Source organism: Sulfuricystis thermophila, assembly GCF_004323595.1.
Classification (GTDB): domain Bacteria; phylum Pseudomonadota; class Gammaproteobacteria; order Burkholderiales; family Rhodocyclaceae; genus Sulfuricystis; species Sulfuricystis thermophila.
The window spans coordinates 69,436-86,445 of the sequence record NZ_AP019373.1 but is presented as its reverse complement, the minus strand read 5'-3'; the positions used below and the strand labels follow the sequence as shown (position 1 = coordinate 86,445).

The 17,010-nt window shown below is 62.9% G+C and carries 24 protein-coding genes, 1 tRNA gene and 1 pseudogene; 9 read left to right on the top strand and 17 right to left on the bottom strand.

Annotated elements, in window-relative coordinates:
- Positions 1-135 precede the first annotated feature (135 nt).
- Positions 136-429, top strand: coding sequence for a PsiF family protein (locus M52SOB_RS00525; RefSeq protein ID WP_131109860.1), 294 nt, complete (start codon positions 136-138; stop codon positions 427-429).
- On the opposite strand, the gene ttcA is transcribed toward M52SOB_RS00525, so the two are convergent.
- Genes ttcA through M52SOB_RS00510 form a run of 3 tightly spaced genes read right to left on the bottom strand, consistent with a single transcriptional unit; the run spans position 422 to position 2,859 of the window.
- Entirely contained in the window at positions 422-1,306 is an 885-nt protein-coding gene (gene ttcA / locus M52SOB_RS00520) for a tRNA 2-thiocytidine(32) synthetase TtcA (RefSeq protein ID WP_131109858.1), read from the bottom strand. The two genes, M52SOB_RS00525 and ttcA, sit on opposite strands and share 8 nt — an antisense overlap.
- A gap of 9 nt (positions 1,307-1,315) precedes the next feature.
- Positions 1,316-2,062: a pteridine reductase gene (locus M52SOB_RS00515; protein ID WP_131109856.1), complete on the bottom strand. Its 747-nt coding sequence runs from the start codon at positions 2,060-2,062 to the stop codon at positions 1,316-1,318.
- Positions 2,059-2,859, bottom strand: coding sequence for a tRNA threonylcarbamoyladenosine dehydratase (locus tag M52SOB_RS00510; protein WP_131109854.1), 801 nt, complete (start codon positions 2,857-2,859; stop codon positions 2,059-2,061). The genes M52SOB_RS00515 and M52SOB_RS00510 overlap by 4 nt, the downstream gene beginning before the upstream one ends.
- Positions 2,860-3,099: 240 nt before the next feature.
- Here M52SOB_RS00510 and M52SOB_RS00505 point away from each other — a divergent pair, with 240 nt between their 5' ends.
- Positions 3,100-3,318, top strand: a complete 219-nt coding sequence (locus M52SOB_RS00505) for a hypothetical protein (protein ID WP_131109853.1) — start codon at positions 3,100-3,102, stop codon at positions 3,316-3,318.
- A gap of 3 nt (positions 3,319-3,321) precedes the next feature.
- A complete protein-coding gene (locus tag M52SOB_RS00500) occupies positions 3,322-3,606 on the top strand; it encodes a hypothetical protein (RefSeq protein WP_131109851.1) in 285 nt (94 codons plus the stop codon).
- A gap of 33 nt (positions 3,607-3,639) precedes the next feature.
- Here M52SOB_RS00500 and M52SOB_RS00495 read toward each other — a convergent pair whose 3' ends face one another.
- A complete protein-coding gene (locus M52SOB_RS00495; protein WP_488782849.1) occupies positions 3,640-4,320 on the bottom strand; it encodes a YiaD family glycine zipper/OmpA-like lipoprotein in 681 nt (226 codons plus the stop codon).
- Positions 4,321-4,384: 64 nt separating this feature from the next.
- On the opposite strand from M52SOB_RS00495, the gene M52SOB_RS00490 reads away from it, so the two are divergent.
- Entirely contained in the window at positions 4,385-5,545 is a 1,161-nt protein-coding gene (locus M52SOB_RS00490) for a class I SAM-dependent methyltransferase (RefSeq protein WP_131109847.1), read from the top strand.
- 91 nt (positions 5,546-5,636) lie between these two features.
- Here the strand turns inward: M52SOB_RS00490 and M52SOB_RS00485 are convergent, their stop codons facing one another.
- Positions 5,637-5,858, bottom strand: a complete 222-nt coding sequence (locus M52SOB_RS00485; protein WP_131109845.1) for a hypothetical protein — start codon at positions 5,856-5,858, stop codon at positions 5,637-5,639.
- Between the two features lie 97 nt (positions 5,859-5,955).
- Positions 5,956-7,206, bottom strand: coding sequence for an AmpG family muropeptide MFS transporter (locus M52SOB_RS00480; protein ID WP_131109843.1), 1,251 nt, complete (start codon positions 7,204-7,206; stop codon positions 5,956-5,958).
- A 72-nt stretch (positions 7,207-7,278) separates the two neighbouring features.
- Here M52SOB_RS00480 and M52SOB_RS00475 point away from each other — a divergent pair, with 72 nt between their 5' ends.
- Complete coding sequence (locus M52SOB_RS00475) at positions 7,279-8,181, top strand: radical SAM protein (protein ID WP_131109841.1); 903 nt, start codon at positions 7,279-7,281, stop codon at positions 8,179-8,181.
- Positions 8,182-8,193: 12 nt separating this feature from the next.
- A tRNA-Arg gene (locus tag M52SOB_RS00470) sits at positions 8,194-8,270 on the top strand.
- Positions 8,271-8,534: 264 nt separating this feature from the next.
- Here M52SOB_RS00470 and M52SOB_RS14075 read toward each other — a convergent pair.
- Positions 8,535-8,627 (bottom strand): helix-turn-helix domain-containing protein, encoded by a 93-nt coding sequence (locus tag M52SOB_RS14075; protein ID WP_431306329.1) that lies wholly within the window; start codon positions 8,625-8,627, stop codon positions 8,535-8,537.
- Positions 8,628-8,746: 119 nt separating this feature from the next.
- On the opposite strand from M52SOB_RS14075, the gene istA reads away from it, so the two are divergent.
- The 3 genes from istA to M52SOB_RS00450 all read left to right on the top strand — a co-directional run bounded on the left by istA (position 8,747) and on the right by M52SOB_RS00450 (position 11,554).
- Positions 8,747-10,246: an IS21 family transposase gene (gene istA / locus M52SOB_RS00460; protein ID WP_131112364.1), complete on the top strand. Its 1,500-nt coding sequence runs from the start codon at positions 8,747-8,749 to the stop codon at positions 10,244-10,246.
- A complete protein-coding gene (gene istB / locus M52SOB_RS00455) occupies positions 10,236-11,048 on the top strand; it encodes an IS21-like element helper ATPase IstB (protein ID WP_131109839.1) in 813 nt (270 codons plus the stop codon). Before istA ends, istB begins: the two co-directional genes overlap by 11 nt.
- A gap of 119 nt (positions 11,049-11,167) precedes the next feature.
- Positions 11,168-11,554, top strand: a complete 387-nt coding sequence (locus tag M52SOB_RS00450; protein ID WP_284155128.1) for a hypothetical protein — start codon at positions 11,168-11,170, stop codon at positions 11,552-11,554.
- On the opposite strand, the gene M52SOB_RS13875 is transcribed toward M52SOB_RS00450, so the two are convergent.
- From M52SOB_RS13875 to M52SOB_RS13865, 10 genes and pseudogenes are all read right to left on the bottom strand, one after another.
- Positions 11,478-11,798 (bottom strand): bile acid:sodium symporter, encoded by a 321-nt coding sequence (locus M52SOB_RS13875; RefSeq protein WP_172601703.1) that lies wholly within the window; start codon positions 11,796-11,798, stop codon positions 11,478-11,480. The two genes, M52SOB_RS00450 and M52SOB_RS13875, sit on opposite strands and share 77 nt — an antisense overlap.
- The gene (locus M52SOB_RS13870) at positions 11,792-12,058 is read right to left on the bottom strand and encodes a hypothetical protein (RefSeq protein ID WP_172601702.1); all 267 of its coding nucleotides are present in this window, start codon (positions 12,056-12,058) and stop codon (positions 11,792-11,794) included. Before M52SOB_RS13870 ends, M52SOB_RS13875 begins: the two co-directional genes overlap by 7 nt.
- 55 nt (positions 12,059-12,113) lie before the next feature.
- On the bottom strand, positions 12,114-12,545 hold the full coding sequence (locus M52SOB_RS00440; RefSeq protein WP_131109835.1) for a hypothetical protein: 432 nt from the start codon (positions 12,543-12,545) through the stop codon (positions 12,114-12,116).
- Positions 12,538-12,768 carry a YgaP family membrane protein gene (locus M52SOB_RS00435; protein ID WP_131109833.1) on the bottom strand — a complete coding sequence of 77 codons (231 nt, stop codon included), beginning with the start codon at positions 12,766-12,768 and terminating at the stop codon, positions 12,538-12,540. Before M52SOB_RS00435 ends, M52SOB_RS00440 begins: the two co-directional genes overlap by 8 nt.
- Positions 12,769-12,871: 103 nt before the next feature.
- Positions 12,872-14,194 carry a multiheme c-type cytochrome gene (locus tag M52SOB_RS00430; RefSeq protein WP_172601701.1) on the bottom strand — a complete coding sequence of 441 codons (1,323 nt, stop codon included), beginning with the start codon at positions 14,192-14,194 and terminating at the stop codon, positions 12,872-12,874.
- A 135-nt stretch (positions 14,195-14,329) separates the two neighbouring features.
- Positions 14,330-14,968, bottom strand: a complete 639-nt coding sequence (locus M52SOB_RS00425) for a Crp/Fnr family transcriptional regulator (RefSeq protein ID WP_131109829.1) — start codon at positions 14,966-14,968, stop codon at positions 14,330-14,332.
- A complete protein-coding gene (locus M52SOB_RS00420; protein ID WP_284155127.1) occupies positions 14,965-15,222 on the bottom strand; it encodes a DUF2798 domain-containing protein in 258 nt (85 codons plus the stop codon). The genes M52SOB_RS00425 and M52SOB_RS00420 overlap by 4 nt, the downstream gene beginning before the upstream one ends.
- The gene (locus tag M52SOB_RS00415) at positions 15,206-15,439 is read right to left on the bottom strand and encodes a thioredoxin family protein (RefSeq protein WP_131109827.1); all 234 of its coding nucleotides are present in this window, start codon (positions 15,437-15,439) and stop codon (positions 15,206-15,208) included. Before M52SOB_RS00415 ends, M52SOB_RS00420 begins: the two co-directional genes overlap by 17 nt.
- Positions 15,440-15,610: 171 nt before the next feature.
- The gene (locus tag M52SOB_RS00410; protein WP_131109825.1) at positions 15,611-16,675 is read right to left on the bottom strand and encodes a Rossmann-fold NAD(P)-binding domain-containing protein; all 1,065 of its coding nucleotides are present in this window, start codon (positions 16,673-16,675) and stop codon (positions 15,611-15,613) included.
- Positions 16,672-16,920 (bottom strand): annotated as a pseudogene (locus M52SOB_RS13865) (c-type cytochrome); the annotation flags it as partial. The pseudogene M52SOB_RS13865 and the gene M52SOB_RS00410, both read right to left, overlap by 4 nt.
- Positions 16,921-17,010 lie beyond the last annotated feature (90 nt).

Here is a 17,010-nt window from a genome sequence, read left to right as displayed (position 1 = left end):
GTGCCGTCCTCCCAGCGCCGAATTGCGCGCGTCAACCCTTTTTCATGCAAATGCGTTAAAAAAAGCGCGGCATCGCTCCCGATGCCGTGATTTTTTGGTTTCACTTTCCCAGCCAACCACCCGAGGAGAAACGATATGAAGAAACTGCTCGCCGCCGCCACGCTCGTCATCGCCAGCCAATTTGCCCTCTCCCCCGCCTTCGCCGTCACGCCGCAGCAGCAGCGCATGGCCGACTGCAATGCCGAAGCCAAGGCGAAGAATCTCGCCGGCGACGAGCGCAAGGCGTTCATGAAGCAGTGTCTGTCGGCCAAGAAAGACGGCCGCGCCGCTCAGCAGGAAAAGATGAAGACCTGCAACGCCGAAGCGACCAAGAAAGCGCTCAAGGGCGACGCCCGCAAGGCCTTCATGAAGGAATGTCTGTCTAACTGAAATCGATCACCTGCGGCGACACGGCCCCGACCTCTTCCGCGTCGAAGGCCGTGTCGCCGTCCGGCTCCGGATGACCGCTGGGTTTGAGCCCGGCGAAGTCATAGAGCTTCGCATCCATCAGGTGCGAAGGCACCACATCGGACAAGGCCCGGAACATCGTCTCGATGCGGCCGGGATGTCGCTTGTCCCAGTCGCGCAACATCTCGTTGATCTGCGCCCGTTGCAGATTCGGCTGGCTGCCGCAGAGGTTGCAGGGGATGATCGGAAAACCGCGATGCTGCGCCCAGGCGGCGAGGTCTTTTTCCGGGCAGTAGGCGAGCGGCCGGATGACGATATGCCGGCCATCGTCGGTGACCAGTTTCGGCGGCATCGCCTTGAGCTTGCCGCCGAAGAACATGTTGAGGAACAGCGTGGCGAGGATGTCGTCGCGATGGTGCCCCAACGCGATCTTGGTCGCCCCCAATTCGCTCGCCACACGGTAGAGGACGCCGCGCCGCAGCCGTGAGCACAGCCCGCAGGTGGTCTTGCCCTCCGGCACCACGCGCTTGACGATCGAATAGGTATCTTCCTCGACGATGCGGTAAGGCACGCCGAGTTTTTCCAGATAGGCGGGCAACACCTCGGCGGGAAAGCCCGGCTGCTTCTGGTTGAGATTGACGGCGATCACATCGAAACGGATCGGCGCGCGCTCCTTCAGGGTGAGCAGGATGTCGAGCAGGGAATGCGAATCCTTGCCGCCTGAGAGCGCCACCATCACGCGGTCGCCCTCCTCGATCATGTTGTAATCGGCAATCGCCTTGCCGACCATCCGATAGAGAAATTTGGCGAGCTTGTTCGCCTCGTATTCGGCCTTGTGGGCCTGTTTGTAGGTGCTCATGCCATCCGCCTACAAATGCGCCGTGCGCCCGCCATCGACGTTGATCACCTGACCGGTGATGTAAGGCGCATCGAAGATCAGGAATTTCACCGTGCGCGCGATGTCGCGCGGCGAGCCGATGCGCTTCAGGAGCGTGTGTTCGATGATCGCCGTCTGTTCCTCGGGCGGAAAATCCGTCGCGTTTTCCGGCCATTCGATCGCGCCGGGTGCGACCGCATTCACGCGCACGCGGGGCCCCAGCTCGAGCGCCAGCGCGCGGGTGAGGCCGAGCAACCCCGCCTTCGCCGCGCAATAGACCGGATAGCCTTTCAGTGGCCGTTCGGCATGAATGTCGGTGATATTGACGATCGAACCGTGCGCCTCCGCCAGATGCGGCGCTGCGGCCTGCGAGAGAAACAGCGGGCCCTTCAGATTGCTGCCGATCAGATCATCCCAGGCCGCCTCGTCGATGCTGCCGATCGGCGTCCGGAAGAAGCTGGAGGCGTTGTTCACCAGCGCATCGAGCCGGCCGAAATGGGCGATCGTCGCCTTGACGAGCCGCGCCGCGCCGGCGCTGTCGCGCAGATCGTGCCGGTGCGCCAGCGCCGAGTTTTCGCGGCGCGCATTCAGATCCGCCGCGAGCCGCTCGGCATGCTCGGCCGAAGCGCGGTAATGCAGCACGACGCGCGTACCCGCCTCGTGCAGCGTGCGCGCGATCTCGGCGCCGACGCGCCGCGCCGCGCCGGTGATCAAAACGACTGGTTCATTGACGTTCATCCGAGCAGTATACCGAGGCCGTGCGCGGCGGCCGCGAGGCCAAAGGCGGCCGTCACCGCCATCGACGAACCATAACCGGCGCAGGAAAGCCCATGCAGCCCGGCCTCATCGACGTCGCAGGCCAGCGTCTGCGGCCGGCGGATCGGTTCAGGCGAAAACACACACGGCACGCGAAACTTATGCTTCGGATCACGCGGAAAGCCGTAATCGCGGCGCAGCTTGGCGCGCAGCTTGCTGGCCAGCGCATCCTGCGTGGTGCGGGAAAGATCCGCGATGCGAATCTGCGTCGGATCGACGCGCCCGCCCGCGCCGCCGGTGGTCACCACGGCGATCCCGAGCTTGCGACAATGCGCGATCAGCGCCGCTTTTGCTTTCACCTGATCGATGCAGTCGAGTACGAGATCGCAAGGCGGCAGCAGCGTCGCGACGTTGTCCTCCGCCACGAACTCCTCGACACACGTCACCCCGCACGCCGGATTGATCCCTGCGATGCGCGCGGCCATCGCCCGCACCTTCGCCATGCCCAGCGTGGCCTCCAGCGCATGGGCCTGACGGTTGAGATTGCTCTCGGCGATGTGATCGAGATCGATCAGCGTCAGTCGCCCGATGCCTGAGCGCGCCAGCGCCTCTGCCGCCCAGGAGCCAACCCCGCCGATGCCGACGACACAGGCATGCGCGGAAGAAAGCCGCGCCAGGGCGCCTTCGCCGTAGAGGCGTTCGATGCCGCCAAAGCGGCGTGCAGTCTCGCCAGCGCCGAGCTGCGCCCTCACAGCCGATCCAGCCGTCTCGTCACGCATCGGGCCGTCATCCTGCCATTCACCGCCAGATCGGACAAAAATGCCTCCCCCTCCGCTACTCCCCTGCTCGCGCGGGTGGCGCTTGCGGTCGAGGGATGTCCTCGGGCGGCATAACCGGACTTGACAAAAGCATTGACTTGCAAAACCAGCAGGATGTAAAAAAAAGACGAAAAAGACTATACACCTGCTTTACCGACCGCACCCTAACCCTGCGCCCACCCAACGCCCAACAACGCTTCTGTGCCAAGCCACAGCATCAAATTCGTCGGCCGTGTTCTGCTTCTCGCCGGCTGCATCGTCGCGGGATGCATCATCGGTTTCGTGGGCCAGTATTTCACGGGTAGTTCATCCTGGTTCCTGGCGGTGCCCGCCCTGATGGCGCTCTCCTGGCTGTTCGTCGCCAATCCTGACGAGTGCCTGCCCGATGGGCAGTTCCGGCGGCGGAATGATTCGGCCTAGCCCATGCTGAAAGGGTTCGGCTTCCTGGCTGTGCTGGCGTTTGCGCTGATCAACGGCGCGCGCTTGATGCGGCGTCTCGAAAGCGCGCACCCCGATGTCTGGAATGCGCTCGGCCGGCCGGATTTTCGGCTTTCTACAGGCTTCGGCCCGCGCCTCGCGTTGGTGCGTTTCGTCTGGTCACTGAAGTGGCGGACGTTCGGCGACGCGGCCTTGAACACGCACTGTCTCGCGGCGATGCTTGCCGAGCCGCTGCTCGTGGTGGCGGGCGCGCGGCTCGTTTTCGGCTGAAAATGGTGAGAATACTTCATGGGCGGGCGGTGCTTACTGCTGCCTGGCGTGCTCTGCGACAAAGATTTCGACGCGGCGGTTCTTCGCCCGACCTTGCGGCGTGCTGTTGTCGGCAATCGGCTCGCGTGAGCCGCGGCCATCGATGGCGAAGCGGTTGCTCGCCACCCCGCGTGCCACGAGGTAATCGCGCACGGCGGCGGCACGATTGACCGAGAGCGGGTTGTTGATGGCATCCGAACCGGTGCTGTCGGTGTGGCCGACGATGGTGACCGTCGTCGCCGGATTTTGGTTCAGCGTGGTGGCAAAGCGGTCGAGGATCGGCCGCAGATTGGGCTTGATGTCGTAACGGCCGGGATCAAAGGAAATATCGCTTGGGATTTCCAGCTTGAGCTGGTTATCCGGGGTCTGGGTGACGGTCACGCCCGTTCCTTGAGTGGCCTGCTCCATCGCCTTCTTCTGGTCTTCCATGTGTTTCGACCACAGATAGCCGCCTGCCGCGCCTACGGCTGCGCCAATGGCCGCGCCTTTGACGGTGTTCTTGCCACCGCCGATCAGCCCGCCGGCGACGGCACCGATCGCCGCACCCGTGGCCGTGGTTTTCTGAGTTTCGCTCATGTTGGCGCAGCCGGCGAGGCTGCCGATGAGCAATGTGGCCGCACTGAACGAGACGATGACAGTTTTCACGATAGCCTCCTGTTGAATTCGAATTTTCATTATAGGTAGGGATTCTCCTTTGCAAACTCCCGTTTCACGAGCGACGCTCGACATAAAATCGCTCATGGATCTCAGTCTTCCACCCCCTTCCGCCGACGCCCAAGCCGCCAGCCGAACGCTGGCCCATCACATCGCAGCGCGCATCGAAGCCGCCGGCGGCTGGCTGTCCTTTGCCGACTACATGGAAATGGCGCTGTATCTGCCGGGGCTGGGCTATTACGCCGGTGGGGCGCACAAGCTCGGCGCGGCGGGCGATTTCGTCACCGCGCCGGAACTCACCCCGCTGTTCGGCCAGGCAGTGGCGCGGCAGGTCGCACAAATCCTGCGTGCCGTCCCGCCAGCGCCGACTTTGCTCGAAGTGGGCGCCGGCAGCGGCCGGCTCGCCGCCGATCTCCTGCTGGCGCTCGAAGCGCTCGATGCCCTGCCGGCGCGCTATGAAATCCTCGAGCTCTCGGGCGAATTGCGCGCGCGCCAGCAGGCCACCATCGAAGCCGTGGCGCCGCATCTTGCGCGGCGCGTGGTCTGGTTGGAGACATTGCCCGAGACATTTTCCGGCTGCGTGATCGCCAACGAGCTCATCGACGCATTGCCTGTGCATGCCGTCGCCTGGCGCGAATCCGGATGGATGGAGCGGGGCGTGACCTTGCGCGGCGATGGCTTCGGCTGGGCGGAGGAACGGCCGGCGCAGGGGGCGCTCGCGGCGGCCATGGCGGCCCTGCCGGTCGAAGCGCCGTTCGAAAGCGAAATCGGCTTGGTAGCCCGCGCCTGGGTGGCGGAATGGGGCCGGCGGCTCGAACGCGGCGCGCTGCTCCTGATCGACTATGGCCTGCCCAGTCATGAGCTCTATCACCCGTTACGCAATCACGGGACGCTGCGCTGCCATTACCAGCAGCGCCTGCACGATGATCCGTTCTGGTGGCCTGGGCTGTCGGACATCACTGCACATGTCGATTTCACCGCCCTGGCCGAGGCCGGCTTCGATGCCGGGCTCGATGTGCTCGGTTACACGAACCAGGCGACGTTCCTGATCAACTGCGGGATCGGCGAGCTGCTCGCGGAACGGCAGTCAGGCGGCAGCACCCGCGCCTACTCTGCCAGCGCTGCGGTGCAGATGCTGCTCTCGCCGTATGAAATGGGCGAGCTCTTCAAGGTCATCGCCCTCGGTAAGGGAATCGAGACGCCGCTCATCGGTTTCGCGCACGGCGACCGCCGCCATGCGCTGTGAAAATCGGCGCTGGAGGAGCGCGCAGCGGAGGAGGCCCGCCGCAGGCGGGGGCGAGGCGACTGCGAGCGAGGCCGGGATGGCACCCGGAGGCTCACTCCTGGTTGCGGTAGAGGTTGCGTAGGAACTCGTCGGGCTCCAGACCTGCGGCGGGGGCCGCATCGCTGGCGGCATGGGTTTCGAGCCGCGCATCTAGCTGCGGCAGCCAGCCGGCGTTCAACACCTCATCGACGTAGGCGCCGAATTCTTCGATCGCGGGTTCCCTCTCGCCCGCCTTCTCTCTCTTTCCTGTTGCCATGTCCATCACGATCACCATGGTTACGTCCCCCCGTCCCATCGAAGCGACATGACAAACATAACGGTGTTGATGGAAAAAGGTTGAAGCAGCCAACGATTTTTCCTGCAGGCCGTCGTCATGCGTTGCATCGGCGCCACGGCGCGACCTTGATGAGCAGCGCCATGCCCGGCAGGGCGAGCAATGCACACAACAGGAAGAAGGGCATCCAGCCGAGCGTTTCGACCAGCCAGCCGGTGGTGGCATTGATGAAGGTGCGCGGTACGGCGGCGAGACTGGTGAAAAGGGCGAACTGGGTGGCCGTGTAGGTGGGATGGGTGGCACGGGCGATGAAGGCGACGAAGGCCGCCGTACCCAGCCCCACGCCGAGCGCCTCGAAGCCGATCACCGCCGCGAGGCGCACCAGCGCCGCGGCATCGATGTCGCTCTGCGGCCCCAATGCGGCAAGCCAGGCGAAGCCGAAGATCGAGACCACCTGCACGACGCCGAATAGCCACAAGGCACGGTTGATGCCGAGACTGACCATCCACAGCCCGCCGAGCAGTCCGCCGAACACCGCCGGCCACAGGCCGGCATGCTTGGCGACGAGTCCGATGTCCGATTTCGCATAGCCGAGATCGAGATAAAAAGGCGTGGCCAGCGCGGTGGCCATCGAATCGCCGAGCTTGTAGAAGAAGATGAAAGCCAGGATCAGCAGGGCTTCCTTGAGGCCGGCGCGTGTGATGAATTCACGAAACGGTTCGACCACCGCTTCGCGCAGGGTGCGCGGAGAGCCCTTGGCAATGGCGGGTTCTTCGACCAGTAGGGCCATCGCCATGCCCGGCAGCATGAACAGGGCCGTGACGAGAAACACCGTAACCCAGGCGAAATGGTCGGCAAGAATCAGGGACAGCGATCCCGGCACCAGACCGGCGATGCGATAGGCATTGACATGCACTGCATTGCCCAGTCCCAGCTCATTCTCGGCCAAGAGCTCGCGCCGGTAGGCATCGAGCGCGACGTCGGCGGTCGCCGAAACGAACGCGAGCAGCGCAGTGAGCCAGACGATCGTGCCCAGTTCCTCCGTGGGCGAGAGCCGGCCAAGCAGCGCGATGATCAAGAGCAGCAGCGTCTGCGTGAGGAAAATCCAACCGCGCCGCCGGCCCAGGGGCAAGACGAAGCGATCCAAGAGCGGCGCCCAAAGAAATTTCCAGGTGTAGGGAAACTGGATCAGCGCGAACAGACCAATCGTCTTGAGACTGATGCCCTCGCTGCGCAACCAGGCCGGCAGCAGGTTGAGCAGGAGATAGAGCGGCATGCCCGATGCAAAACCGGTGAACACGCAGATCAGCATGCGGCGGCTGAGGAGGGTGGATATCCAGGCAGGCATGATCCGACGATGCTAGCAGGCGTGGGCCGTTCCTGATTCATAATGACGCCACGCGAACCACTGCCTGTTCCCATGTTCCCGTCCGACGATCCGATCCGTTACGTCGAACCCGTCTTCCGGCCACCCTCGGAAGCCGAATCGCTGATCCTGCCCGTCACCGATGGCTGTTCCTGGAACCGCTGCACCTTCTGCGAGATGTACACCGCCCCGCAGAAAAAGTTTCGCGCCCGCGATGAAGCCGAAGTGCTGGAAAGCATCCGGCGTTGCGGCGATCTGTTCGGCGAGCGCGTGCGCCGCGTTTTCCTTGCCGATGGCGATGCGATGGTGCTGCCGACACGTCGGCTGCTCGCCATCCTCGACGCGATACGCGCCCATCTTCCCGCGGTGCATCGCGTCTCCAGCTATTGTCTGCCGCGCAACCTGCGCAAGAAATCCGTCGCCGAACTCACGGAACTCGGCGCAGCAGGCCTCAAACTCGTCTATGTCGGCGCCGAATCGGGCGACGATGAAGTATTGCGGCGCGTCGAGAAAGGCGAAACCTTCGCCAGCACCTTTGATGCGCTGCAAAAACTCGGCGCGGCAGGCATCACGCGCTCGGTCATGATCTTGAACGGCCTCGGTGGCCGAGCGCACTGGCAGCAACACGCCGAGCGCTCGGCCGCGCTCATCAACGCCACCCAGCCCGAATATCTCGCCACCCTGGTCGTCAGTTTCCCCAAAGGCGAGGGAAGGCTGCGCGCCGGCTTTCCCGGCTGGGAACCCCTCGACATCCCGGGTCTGCTCACCGAAATGGCGCACTTCATCGAACGGCTGGAACTTACGCGCACCGTCTTCCGCTCGGACCACGCCTCCAACTGGCTGGTGCTGAAAGGCACGCTCAACGCCGACAAAGACCGATTGTTGACTGCCCTTCACGCCGCCCTCGCCGACCCGGCGCACGCCCCGCTGCGACCGGCCTGGTCAAGGGGGTTATAATTCAAAAACCGCGCGCCTGTAGCTCAGTTGGATAGAGTACAGCCCTCCGAAGGCTGGGGTCGGACGTTCGAATCGTCTCAGGCGCGCCAACTCTTTCTTTTCAAAGCAAGTTTTATGATTGCGAACCCAAGGCATGTGACCGGATAATCACATGTCATGACACGGCTGTCGTCATGCAAAATGCCTTGACGCGTGACTCAGTCACGAGGAGAAATCGTCTTCGATCGTTCGGGAGATTTCTCTGTGACCAAAATGTGACCATGGTGTGACCATGCTGTGACCATACTCAAAACCAGGCATGTGCCGATAGGGAGTAAATGACTCCTGCCATCCGTGACTGGTTTGGCAATCGTTCAGGTCCTTACATCCTCGTCCGGAACGTATTCGGCCAACTCCTCGAGTCGGCAATTGAAATATCGGCAGAGTCGGTCGAGATGATCCGTCAATGTTGACGGCCGTCCGGAATTGACCCACCTGACTGGGTAATTTGCATCTAAAACTGACCCACCTTTGATTGGTTACCCTGCCGGGTTTAGCGGCAGGGAGGACAGAAGGAGTGATCGAAGTGGGCATGTTGGCCAAGATCAGGCGGATGCATTTCCGCGACCACATACCGCTGCGCGAGATTGCGCGGCGAACGGGACTGGCAAGGAACACCCTGCGGCACTGGCTGCGACAGAAAGACGTTGTCGAGCCGCAGTACAAGAAACGGGAAGCGAAGAGCGTCGTCGATCCCTGGGCGGAACAACTGACGCAATGGCTGAAGACCGACAGTCACCGGCCAAAGCGGGACCGACGCACGGCCATGGCCATGTTCAAGGCCATCCAGGCACAGGGCTACTCCGGGGGCTATGGGCGGGTCTGCGCCTATATCAAGCGCTGGCGGAAGGAGGAAGCCGAGAAGCCGGGGCCGGCCTTTGTTCCGCTGACCTTTGCGCTGGGCGAAGCCTTCCAGTTCGACTGGAGCACCGAATATGCCTTCGTCGGCGGCCTGCGCCGGAAGCTCGAAGTCGCGCACACCAAGCTATGCGCCAGCCGAGCGTTCTGGCTGACCGCCTACTACGGGCAGAGCCACGAAATGCTGTTCGACGCCCATGCGCGTGCATTTGCCGCCTTTGGTGGCGTGCCGCGACGCGGCATCTACGACAATATGAAGACCGCTGTCGACAAGGTTGGTCGTGGCAAGGAGCGCGACATCAACCCGCGCTTTTACGCCATGTGCGGGCACTACCTGTTCGATCCGGAATTCTGCAACGTCGCCTCGGGCTGGGAGAAGGGCCGCGTCGAGAAGAACGTCCAGGATCGTCGCCGACAGATCTGGCACCAGGCCAGCGAGCGTCGCTGGCGGGATCTCGACGAACTCAATGAGTGGCTTGGCGAGCAGTGCCGTCAAGCGTGGACAGATACCGCCAATCCGGAATGGCCGGCGCTGACCATCGGTGAGCTGCTGCAAGACGAACTGATGCAGATGCTGCCGGCCCCGCAGCCGTTTGACGGTTATGTCGAGAAGCCGGTACGGGTGACCAGCACGGCGCTGATCCATTTCCAGCGCAACCGTTACAGTGTGCCAGCCGAACATGCCCATGCCGTTCTGAGCCTGCGCATTTACCCGGCGGAACTACGACTGGTGGCCGACGGCAAGGAAGTCGCCCGCCATGTGCGCAGCTTCGAGCGTGACCAGACCTTTTACGACTTCACCCACTACATCGGCATCGTCGAGCGGAAACCTGGGGCGCTCAGGAATGGCGCCCCGTTTGCCGAAATGCCCGAGCCATTGCTGCGACTCCAGCGCATCCTGCTCAAGCAGACTGGCGGTGATCGTGTCATGGCCGATGTGCTTGGGGCCATCCCGAAACATGGCCTCGATACGGTACTGGTGGCAGTCGAACTGGCACTGGAGTCCGGCCGCCCGAGTGGTGAGCATGTCATGAATGTGCTGGCGCGGCTGAAAGCAGGAATTCCCGCCCCGAACAAGATCGAGACAGCGCTCAAACTGGCCGAAGAGCCGAAACCGAACGTGGACCGCTACGACCAACTGCGCCAGGAGGTGAGCCATGTCGATTGAGCTCATCGGCCGCCTCAAGGCCCTGAAACTCCATGGCATGGCGCAGTGCTGGCCGGAGCTGGTGGCCAAGGCTCGCCACAGCGACCTTGACCCCGAGCAGTGGATGGCGGAACTTCTGGCAGCCGAGACCGCCGAGCGGGAGGTGCGTTCGATTGCCTATCAGATGACGGCCGCCCGGTTCCCGGCCCACCGCGATCTGCCGGGCTTTGACTTCGCCCAGGCGAAGGTGGATGAGGCTCTGGTGCGGCGGTTGCACGGCGGCGACTTCATCGATGCTGCCCACAACGTGGTGTTCATCGGCGGACCGGGCACCGGCAAGACACACCTGGCGACGGCCATCGGTGTCGAGGCCGTCCGGCATCTGGGCAAGCGCGTACGCTTCTTCTCGACGGTGGAACTGGTCAATGCACTGGAGCAGGAGAAAGCCAACGGCAAACCCGGGCAATTGGCCTATCGGCTGCTTTACGTCGATCTGGTGATCCTCGACGAGCTCGGCTATCTGCCCTTCAGCCAGGCCGGGGGCGCCTTGTTGTTCCACCTGCTGTCGAAGCTCTACGAGCACACCAGCGTGATGATCACGACCAACCTGTCATTCGCCGAGTGGGGAAACGTCTTCGGCGATGCCAAGATGACCACCGCCATGCTCGACCGCCTGACCCATCATTGCCATATCGTCGAGACCGGCAACGAGTCCTGGCGCTTCAAGACGAGTACGGCCCGGCTGCAGCCGGGCCGTACTCGAACAACCAAACCAAAAGGAGAACAACCACCCGAAACCGCAACCCTACCCATACCCGCGTAGCTATACTGCGCGCATAACACCGTGGGTCAGTTCCAGATGAAAACCCCGGGTCAGTTCGGCGTGGAAATCAACATTCGACGAGCTCAAGAACCAGTGGGGCTGGGGCGGCTTCACCACGAATGACCTGCATCGCTGCCAGCTGTCGGCGCGCGGTGGCGCTGATCTACAACGGGTGGAGTCTGTTCGTACGTCTGGCCAACCCTGAAGCCCGGCTCGAAGCCATCACCAGCCGCCCCTGGTTGATGTCCTCGGTCGGTCGGCGTACCGAGCATGCGGGCCAGATCACGATCACGCTCACCGGCCAGCACGCCTACTTCGACAAGGCCCGGCAGGTGCTCATGCGCATCTCCAGCCAACTCCAGAAATGGGCGAGCGAAGCTGCGGAGCAGTTCAAACGCCGATCGGTCTGGATGCGCTGCTGCGAGCATCTCAAACGCACCCTCGCGGCCATCGGGCCGCCTCAGATACTCCGCTTGCTGCCTGATCATGCAAATGGGATCGTGTAACTGAGGTTTTTAGGATGAACAGCGGCAGCATCAGCGGCGCCACCAGAAAACCGGCGGCCTGGGCGACCGTAGCAAGCTCCAGGCTGCCGCCGGCCATGCCGGTATAGGCAATGGCCATCGACGAGCCGGGAATCAGCATGACGAGATAGAACCCCAGCGCCAGTTCCGGCGAACCGGCCATGCCCTGCACCAGAAACCAGGCAATGACGGGCGTCAGCACGAAGTTGTAGAACAGGCTCAGCAACAGCGGGCGCGGCTGCTTGAACACCTTGGGCAGGAGGCGAAGTTGAGCCCGATCATCATCGGGAAGATCATCAGGAACACCAGGACGTTCATCACCGCAGCCAGCGCCGGCGCCCAGGCCTTGGCTTGGGCCGCACCCAGCATTCCGAGCAGCCAGCCGCCGCCCATCGCGGCCAGCGCATACCAGAACAGGCGGTCGCGCAGATGATGGACCAGCGCCGCGCCGGTAGGCGGAGTGTGGTGGGTTGGCACAACGTCCATGACAAGGCCCTTAAGAGGCAGGTGATCGAAAAAGTCGGCGCTGGCGGGACGGCAATCAGCCGAACAGCGCCTGCCACCAGCGCTTGCGAACATTGGGCAGCGGCGCGGTGTCGGCGATGGCTTCTGGCCGCAGGCGCGAGAGCAACCAGCGCGGGGGATGCGCGCCACCGTGCATGCCGCAGGAACTGCCCAGATTGTTGGGGTCGTAGATCTTGACGAGCGTCGGCGTTTCCAGGTCGTCGGCATAGACGATGCCACAGTAGTCCTCGCGATGCTCTTGCCCCAGCAGTGCATCGACTCCGTCAACGAAACGCTTCAATTCCTCCGCGGAAAGCGGCGAGTCGGGAAGCATTGCGCCGGTCAGGCTGACAAACCAGCCTTCCGGCTCGTTCCGAACCCGGTCCCACAGGGCGTCGAGATCCTGCCAGCGCAGAACCCCGTAAAACTTGCCCGTCAGACGGCGGGCAAATTCTTCGTCGTCACGCACTGCAGGAGCCGCCATCGCTGTCTTTCATGCCCAGCGCCCGCATGATCGAGGCTGCCGGGCAAAAACCGGTGAAGCCCATCTGGAACATGTTTGCGCCGACAAAAGCGCCGAGCCACAACCAACTCATGTGGGACAGGTCGACCTGCCCAGTGTAATGGGCGAGGCCCAGGCTCAACATCATCATGAAGCCCGCGAAACTGGAAATTGCGCGATTGACAGTCATTCATTACTCCTTGTAGTGGTGAGGGTTATGTGCTTGGGTAGCCGTGGCTTTTTACCAATGGATGCAGCGTGGGGAACGTCGTTACACGTTCCCCCGGGTTAGATCACGAGCGCTCGACGGTGCGGCTGACCACCTTCATCGGACGGTCATCGACCTTCCAGCCCTTGGCGTTGGCCAGGCCGATGGTGGCCCAGCGATAGACCAGGCGGGCGACGACCTTGACCGGCGCCTTGCCCGGCGGCAGCTTGAAGCGAAATTCGCCACGATCCGGGGTGAAGGGCTTGAGCGTGGTGTCGAAGGCGATCTTCTCGGCCTGGAAGCCGCCCACGCCAAGGCGCGGCTGGCCGGTCTTGGGGTCGGGTGGGGATTGCAGCGGCTTGCCGTAGAACCTGCCCGGCATGCCGCCCCAGTCCTGCGGGCCGCGCTCGCCGGTTTTCGGATTGCCCATGCCGGCGAGCGGGTGCAGCAATCCGCTCTTGTCGCCGGTATATCTCAGCAGGTTGCCCTCGGCATCGAAAACATCGAGTTTCAACAAGACGGCACGGATCGGGCCGGAACCGGGAATGCTATGACCGGCGCCGACATTCTCGACGACGGTCTTCACCACCAGCTCATCGCCGACGATCTGAGTGTCCACATCCATGGTCACCGAGCTTTGTAGCGTGGCCGGATCGTGCGCGCCGACGAAGGTATGGGCACGGGCGCCGTAGCGCTTGGGCGCGCCGACGGCGATCTCCTGCTTACCCGGGAGGAGCGGCATATGGCACTCCTGGCAGGTCTGCTTGACGATGCCGGCATCGTAGAGCTTCTTCCAGTCCTCGTAGGTGGAAATCGCCAGCACGCCCTTGCCTTCATTGCGGGTCTTGGCGTGGCCTTCTTCCTGGTTGAGGTGACATTGTGAGCAAAACTCGGCAGTCTTGAGTACCGGGTTGACCTTGATCTCGAAGGGCGCTGCCTTGACGCCCTTGCGCGGTCCGTGGATCGCGCCACTTTCGTCGAGCGTGACGGTATGGATCGGCCCGGTCTTGTAGCGGTCGCCTTCCTTGATGACCTTGACGTTCTGCACCGTGTGGCAGTAACTGCAGGAAATGCCGAAGTCGGCCTTGTCCCGAATCGCCTGGCCCAAATCCACTGCGCGCCCTGCCTTGTGCTCCTTGAGCACCAGCTTGGGCACGTGGCACTGCGCGCAATCGCCCGGCTGGCCAGGGAAAAAACCCTGGTAGCCCATGCCGTCCTTCTCGCCCTTCGCGTTGGTGGCGGTGAAAAACTGATAGACGATCGGGTTTTGCAGATCGGTGCCCATCACCGACTGCGAGTATTCCTTGTAGATGCGCTGATGACAGCTGCCGCAGAACTGCGGATCGTCGAAACTACCGGGTTGGGCTGGCTCGTAGGCTTGGGCGGAAAGGCCTGCGAACGCAAGCATACTGACGAAGACTGCGCGCAAGCGCGCGATTCGCTGAAGTGGGTTCATCATGGCTCCTCTCTGTTTATGGGTGGGAGCCAGGATGCTATTAGGCTGAAAAAATGCGCACCATGATTGCAATCAGTGTGCAGCGCACTATTTCGTCTGGCAACTACGTAGCATGCTGCCCTCGCCTTCGATGCGTCCTTCGGCGCGTAAGCGAGCCAGTGCCCGGTAGAGGCTTTCCGGCGTGAGGCCCAATTCCGCCGCCCAGTCGGCAAGCGGCCCGGGCAGCCGGATCCAGCCATCGGGACCGGCCTCAGTGACGAGAAAATGCATCACGCGATCCTCGGCACGCCGCAGGCGCACACGCTCGTAACGCGAGCACTGCCGCCGCGCATTGCGCATCTGCGCCTGCAGGAACGCCATGGCGAACGCCATGTCGCCGCGGAGGGACTCCAGCACCTTGGGCTTGGGCAAAACAAAGAGTTCGCTATCCACCTTGGCGTAGGCCGAGCAGCCATAGCATTCTACGTTCAGCGCCAGTTCGGCGAAGAATTCCCCGGCACTCGCACGCAGCATCACCAGCGCATCTCCCTTGGGAGAAAAGCGCGCGGCCTCGAGCTCGCCGCTGCGCACGAAATAGATTGCCGTCGCTGTTTCGCCTTGCCGGTAGAGGATTTGCTTGCGTCTGAGCGAAAGAGGACGCACTGCCTGACGCAGTGCCTCGGGAATGTAATCGGGTAGTTCGGCGCAAGTCATGAAAGTCGGCGCTGGCGGAACGGCACGCCTCAAGTCGGCATGCCGAGCAGCTTGCCAGTCATCTTACGCGCCACCGGGGCCATGAAGAAGATCACCGGCACGCCGACGACGTAGGCGACGAGGAACGCCTTGCCCCAGCGAACGAGGAAATCCGGGCCGAAACCGACATTGACGGCGGTGATGACAAAAGTCATCAGCGAGATCATCAGCAGGCCCATGATCAGCGAAAAGGCGAGGTGGAATTTCTTCTGCGGTGCCATCGTCGCCTCCTCAAACCAGCCAGCCATCGATCTTCTCGCGGCTCGGGATGCCGCCGGCGTGCACCACCGTGCCGTCGATGACGACCCCCGGCGTGCTCATCACCCCGTAGCTCATGATGTCCTTGAGCTCCTCGACCTTTTCGAGTTGAACGGCCACACCCTTGGCGGCCGCCACCTCCTCGATCAGTTTCAGCGTGGTCTTGCAGTTGGCACAGCCGGTGCCGAGCACCTTGATGTTTTTCATGATGGGACTCCTTGAGGGTTGAACAACAACGAAGACGAACCGGTCGGCGAAAGGATGCACCCGAATATTCGAATCAGACTGGAGCGCTGCCCTGAACCGGATTGCGTGGATTTCGCTCAGGGCGTGACGACGGTCGCCTAGGTGAGCCAAGAGGACGGCGCGATTTCTGTTTCAACGCGCCGGAATGGTCAGCAGCGGTGCCGCTGGCGTCGTGCCGGTTTCGGCCAGCGAGCTGAACATGGCGAGGAAGCGGAAGCTGCGCTTGGAATCGAGGTCGGTGTCGTCGATCCAGAACCAGCGGTTGCGGTAGAAGACGGCGGCATAGGCGTCCGCCGGCCTTTCCATGCCCGAACGGATGCGCAACAACGCGTCGTCGGCCTCGCCGCTGGCCAATTTGCCGCGCGCCGTGGCTCGGCCCTGGGCGATGTCTTCCGGCGGCACCTCGACGCCGGCGGAGAGATCGCCGATCACACCTTGCATGGTGCGAGTGAGAACGACGATCTCGTCGTTGCCGCCGCGCGCCGCGCCAAAGCCGAGGGCGAAGGTGTCACGTGCCGCATCAAGGCCGAGCAGAGCCTTGAGGCGGGCGATATCGGCCGCCTGTTCGTCATCGGCGGCACGCAGCGTCAGCGTCGACCGGATGCCGCTTTCGCGTGGTTCGATGCGCAGACTCATGCCGCCGCCTTCGCTGATGCGGCCGATCAGCTCGGCCGCTTCGAGGAAGCGCGGATCGTGGCGCCGGCCGCGCGAAGGCGAACTGGAGACGTTGTAGATGCCGTTGATCGCCTGCACGGTGGCGCGCAGGATGAAGTCGGCGCGCCCGCCGCCGCCGATGGTGGCGAATACGGTTTCCGGCGGGATTGGCGTGTGCATGCTCTTGACGAGCCGCTGGCCGGAAAGCGGCTCGTAGGAAATCGTCGGCGTCTGGCCGAAACGGCCGATGGCGCCGGCGCCGCGGCTGTTGTTTTCTCCGAGATGCGGAAACAGTGTGGCGGTCAGCGAAACTTCGGTTTCCAGCGAGGTGGAGTTGATGACCGAGGAAATGTCCAGATACACCGGCGGATCGAGATAGCGCACCTTAACGATGTTGAGCAGCATCTGCTCCTTCCATGACTCGGCGATGGCCTGCGTGTAGCCGTAGCGGTCGCGCGGCAGGTCGCGGTAGCCGATGTTCTGGCAGCCGACGAGGAACGCCGGTGCGACGCAGATCGATAGTATGCGGACGAAAGCTTTCATGGCTGCGCAATATACGCCGCGATGGCCTTGATATCGGCGTCGCCAAGCCGTGCCGCGATCATCGGCATCATCATCGCATTACCGCGCGCACCTTCGCGTAGTGCCTTCAATTGCGCTTCGATATAGGCAGCATGCTGGCCTTCAAGCAGCGGGAAAGTGACGCGACGGCCAAAATCCTGTCCCGCAACATGGCAGTTGGCACAGGCGGGAACCTGGCGATTCCAGTCGCCTTGCTCGAATAGGGCCTTGCCTCTCGCTGAGTCCGCGCACCTTCATGACATCGCAGCCGTTCATGCGCGGAGGAGCGAGCTTAACGCCTTTCTTCACGATCATCT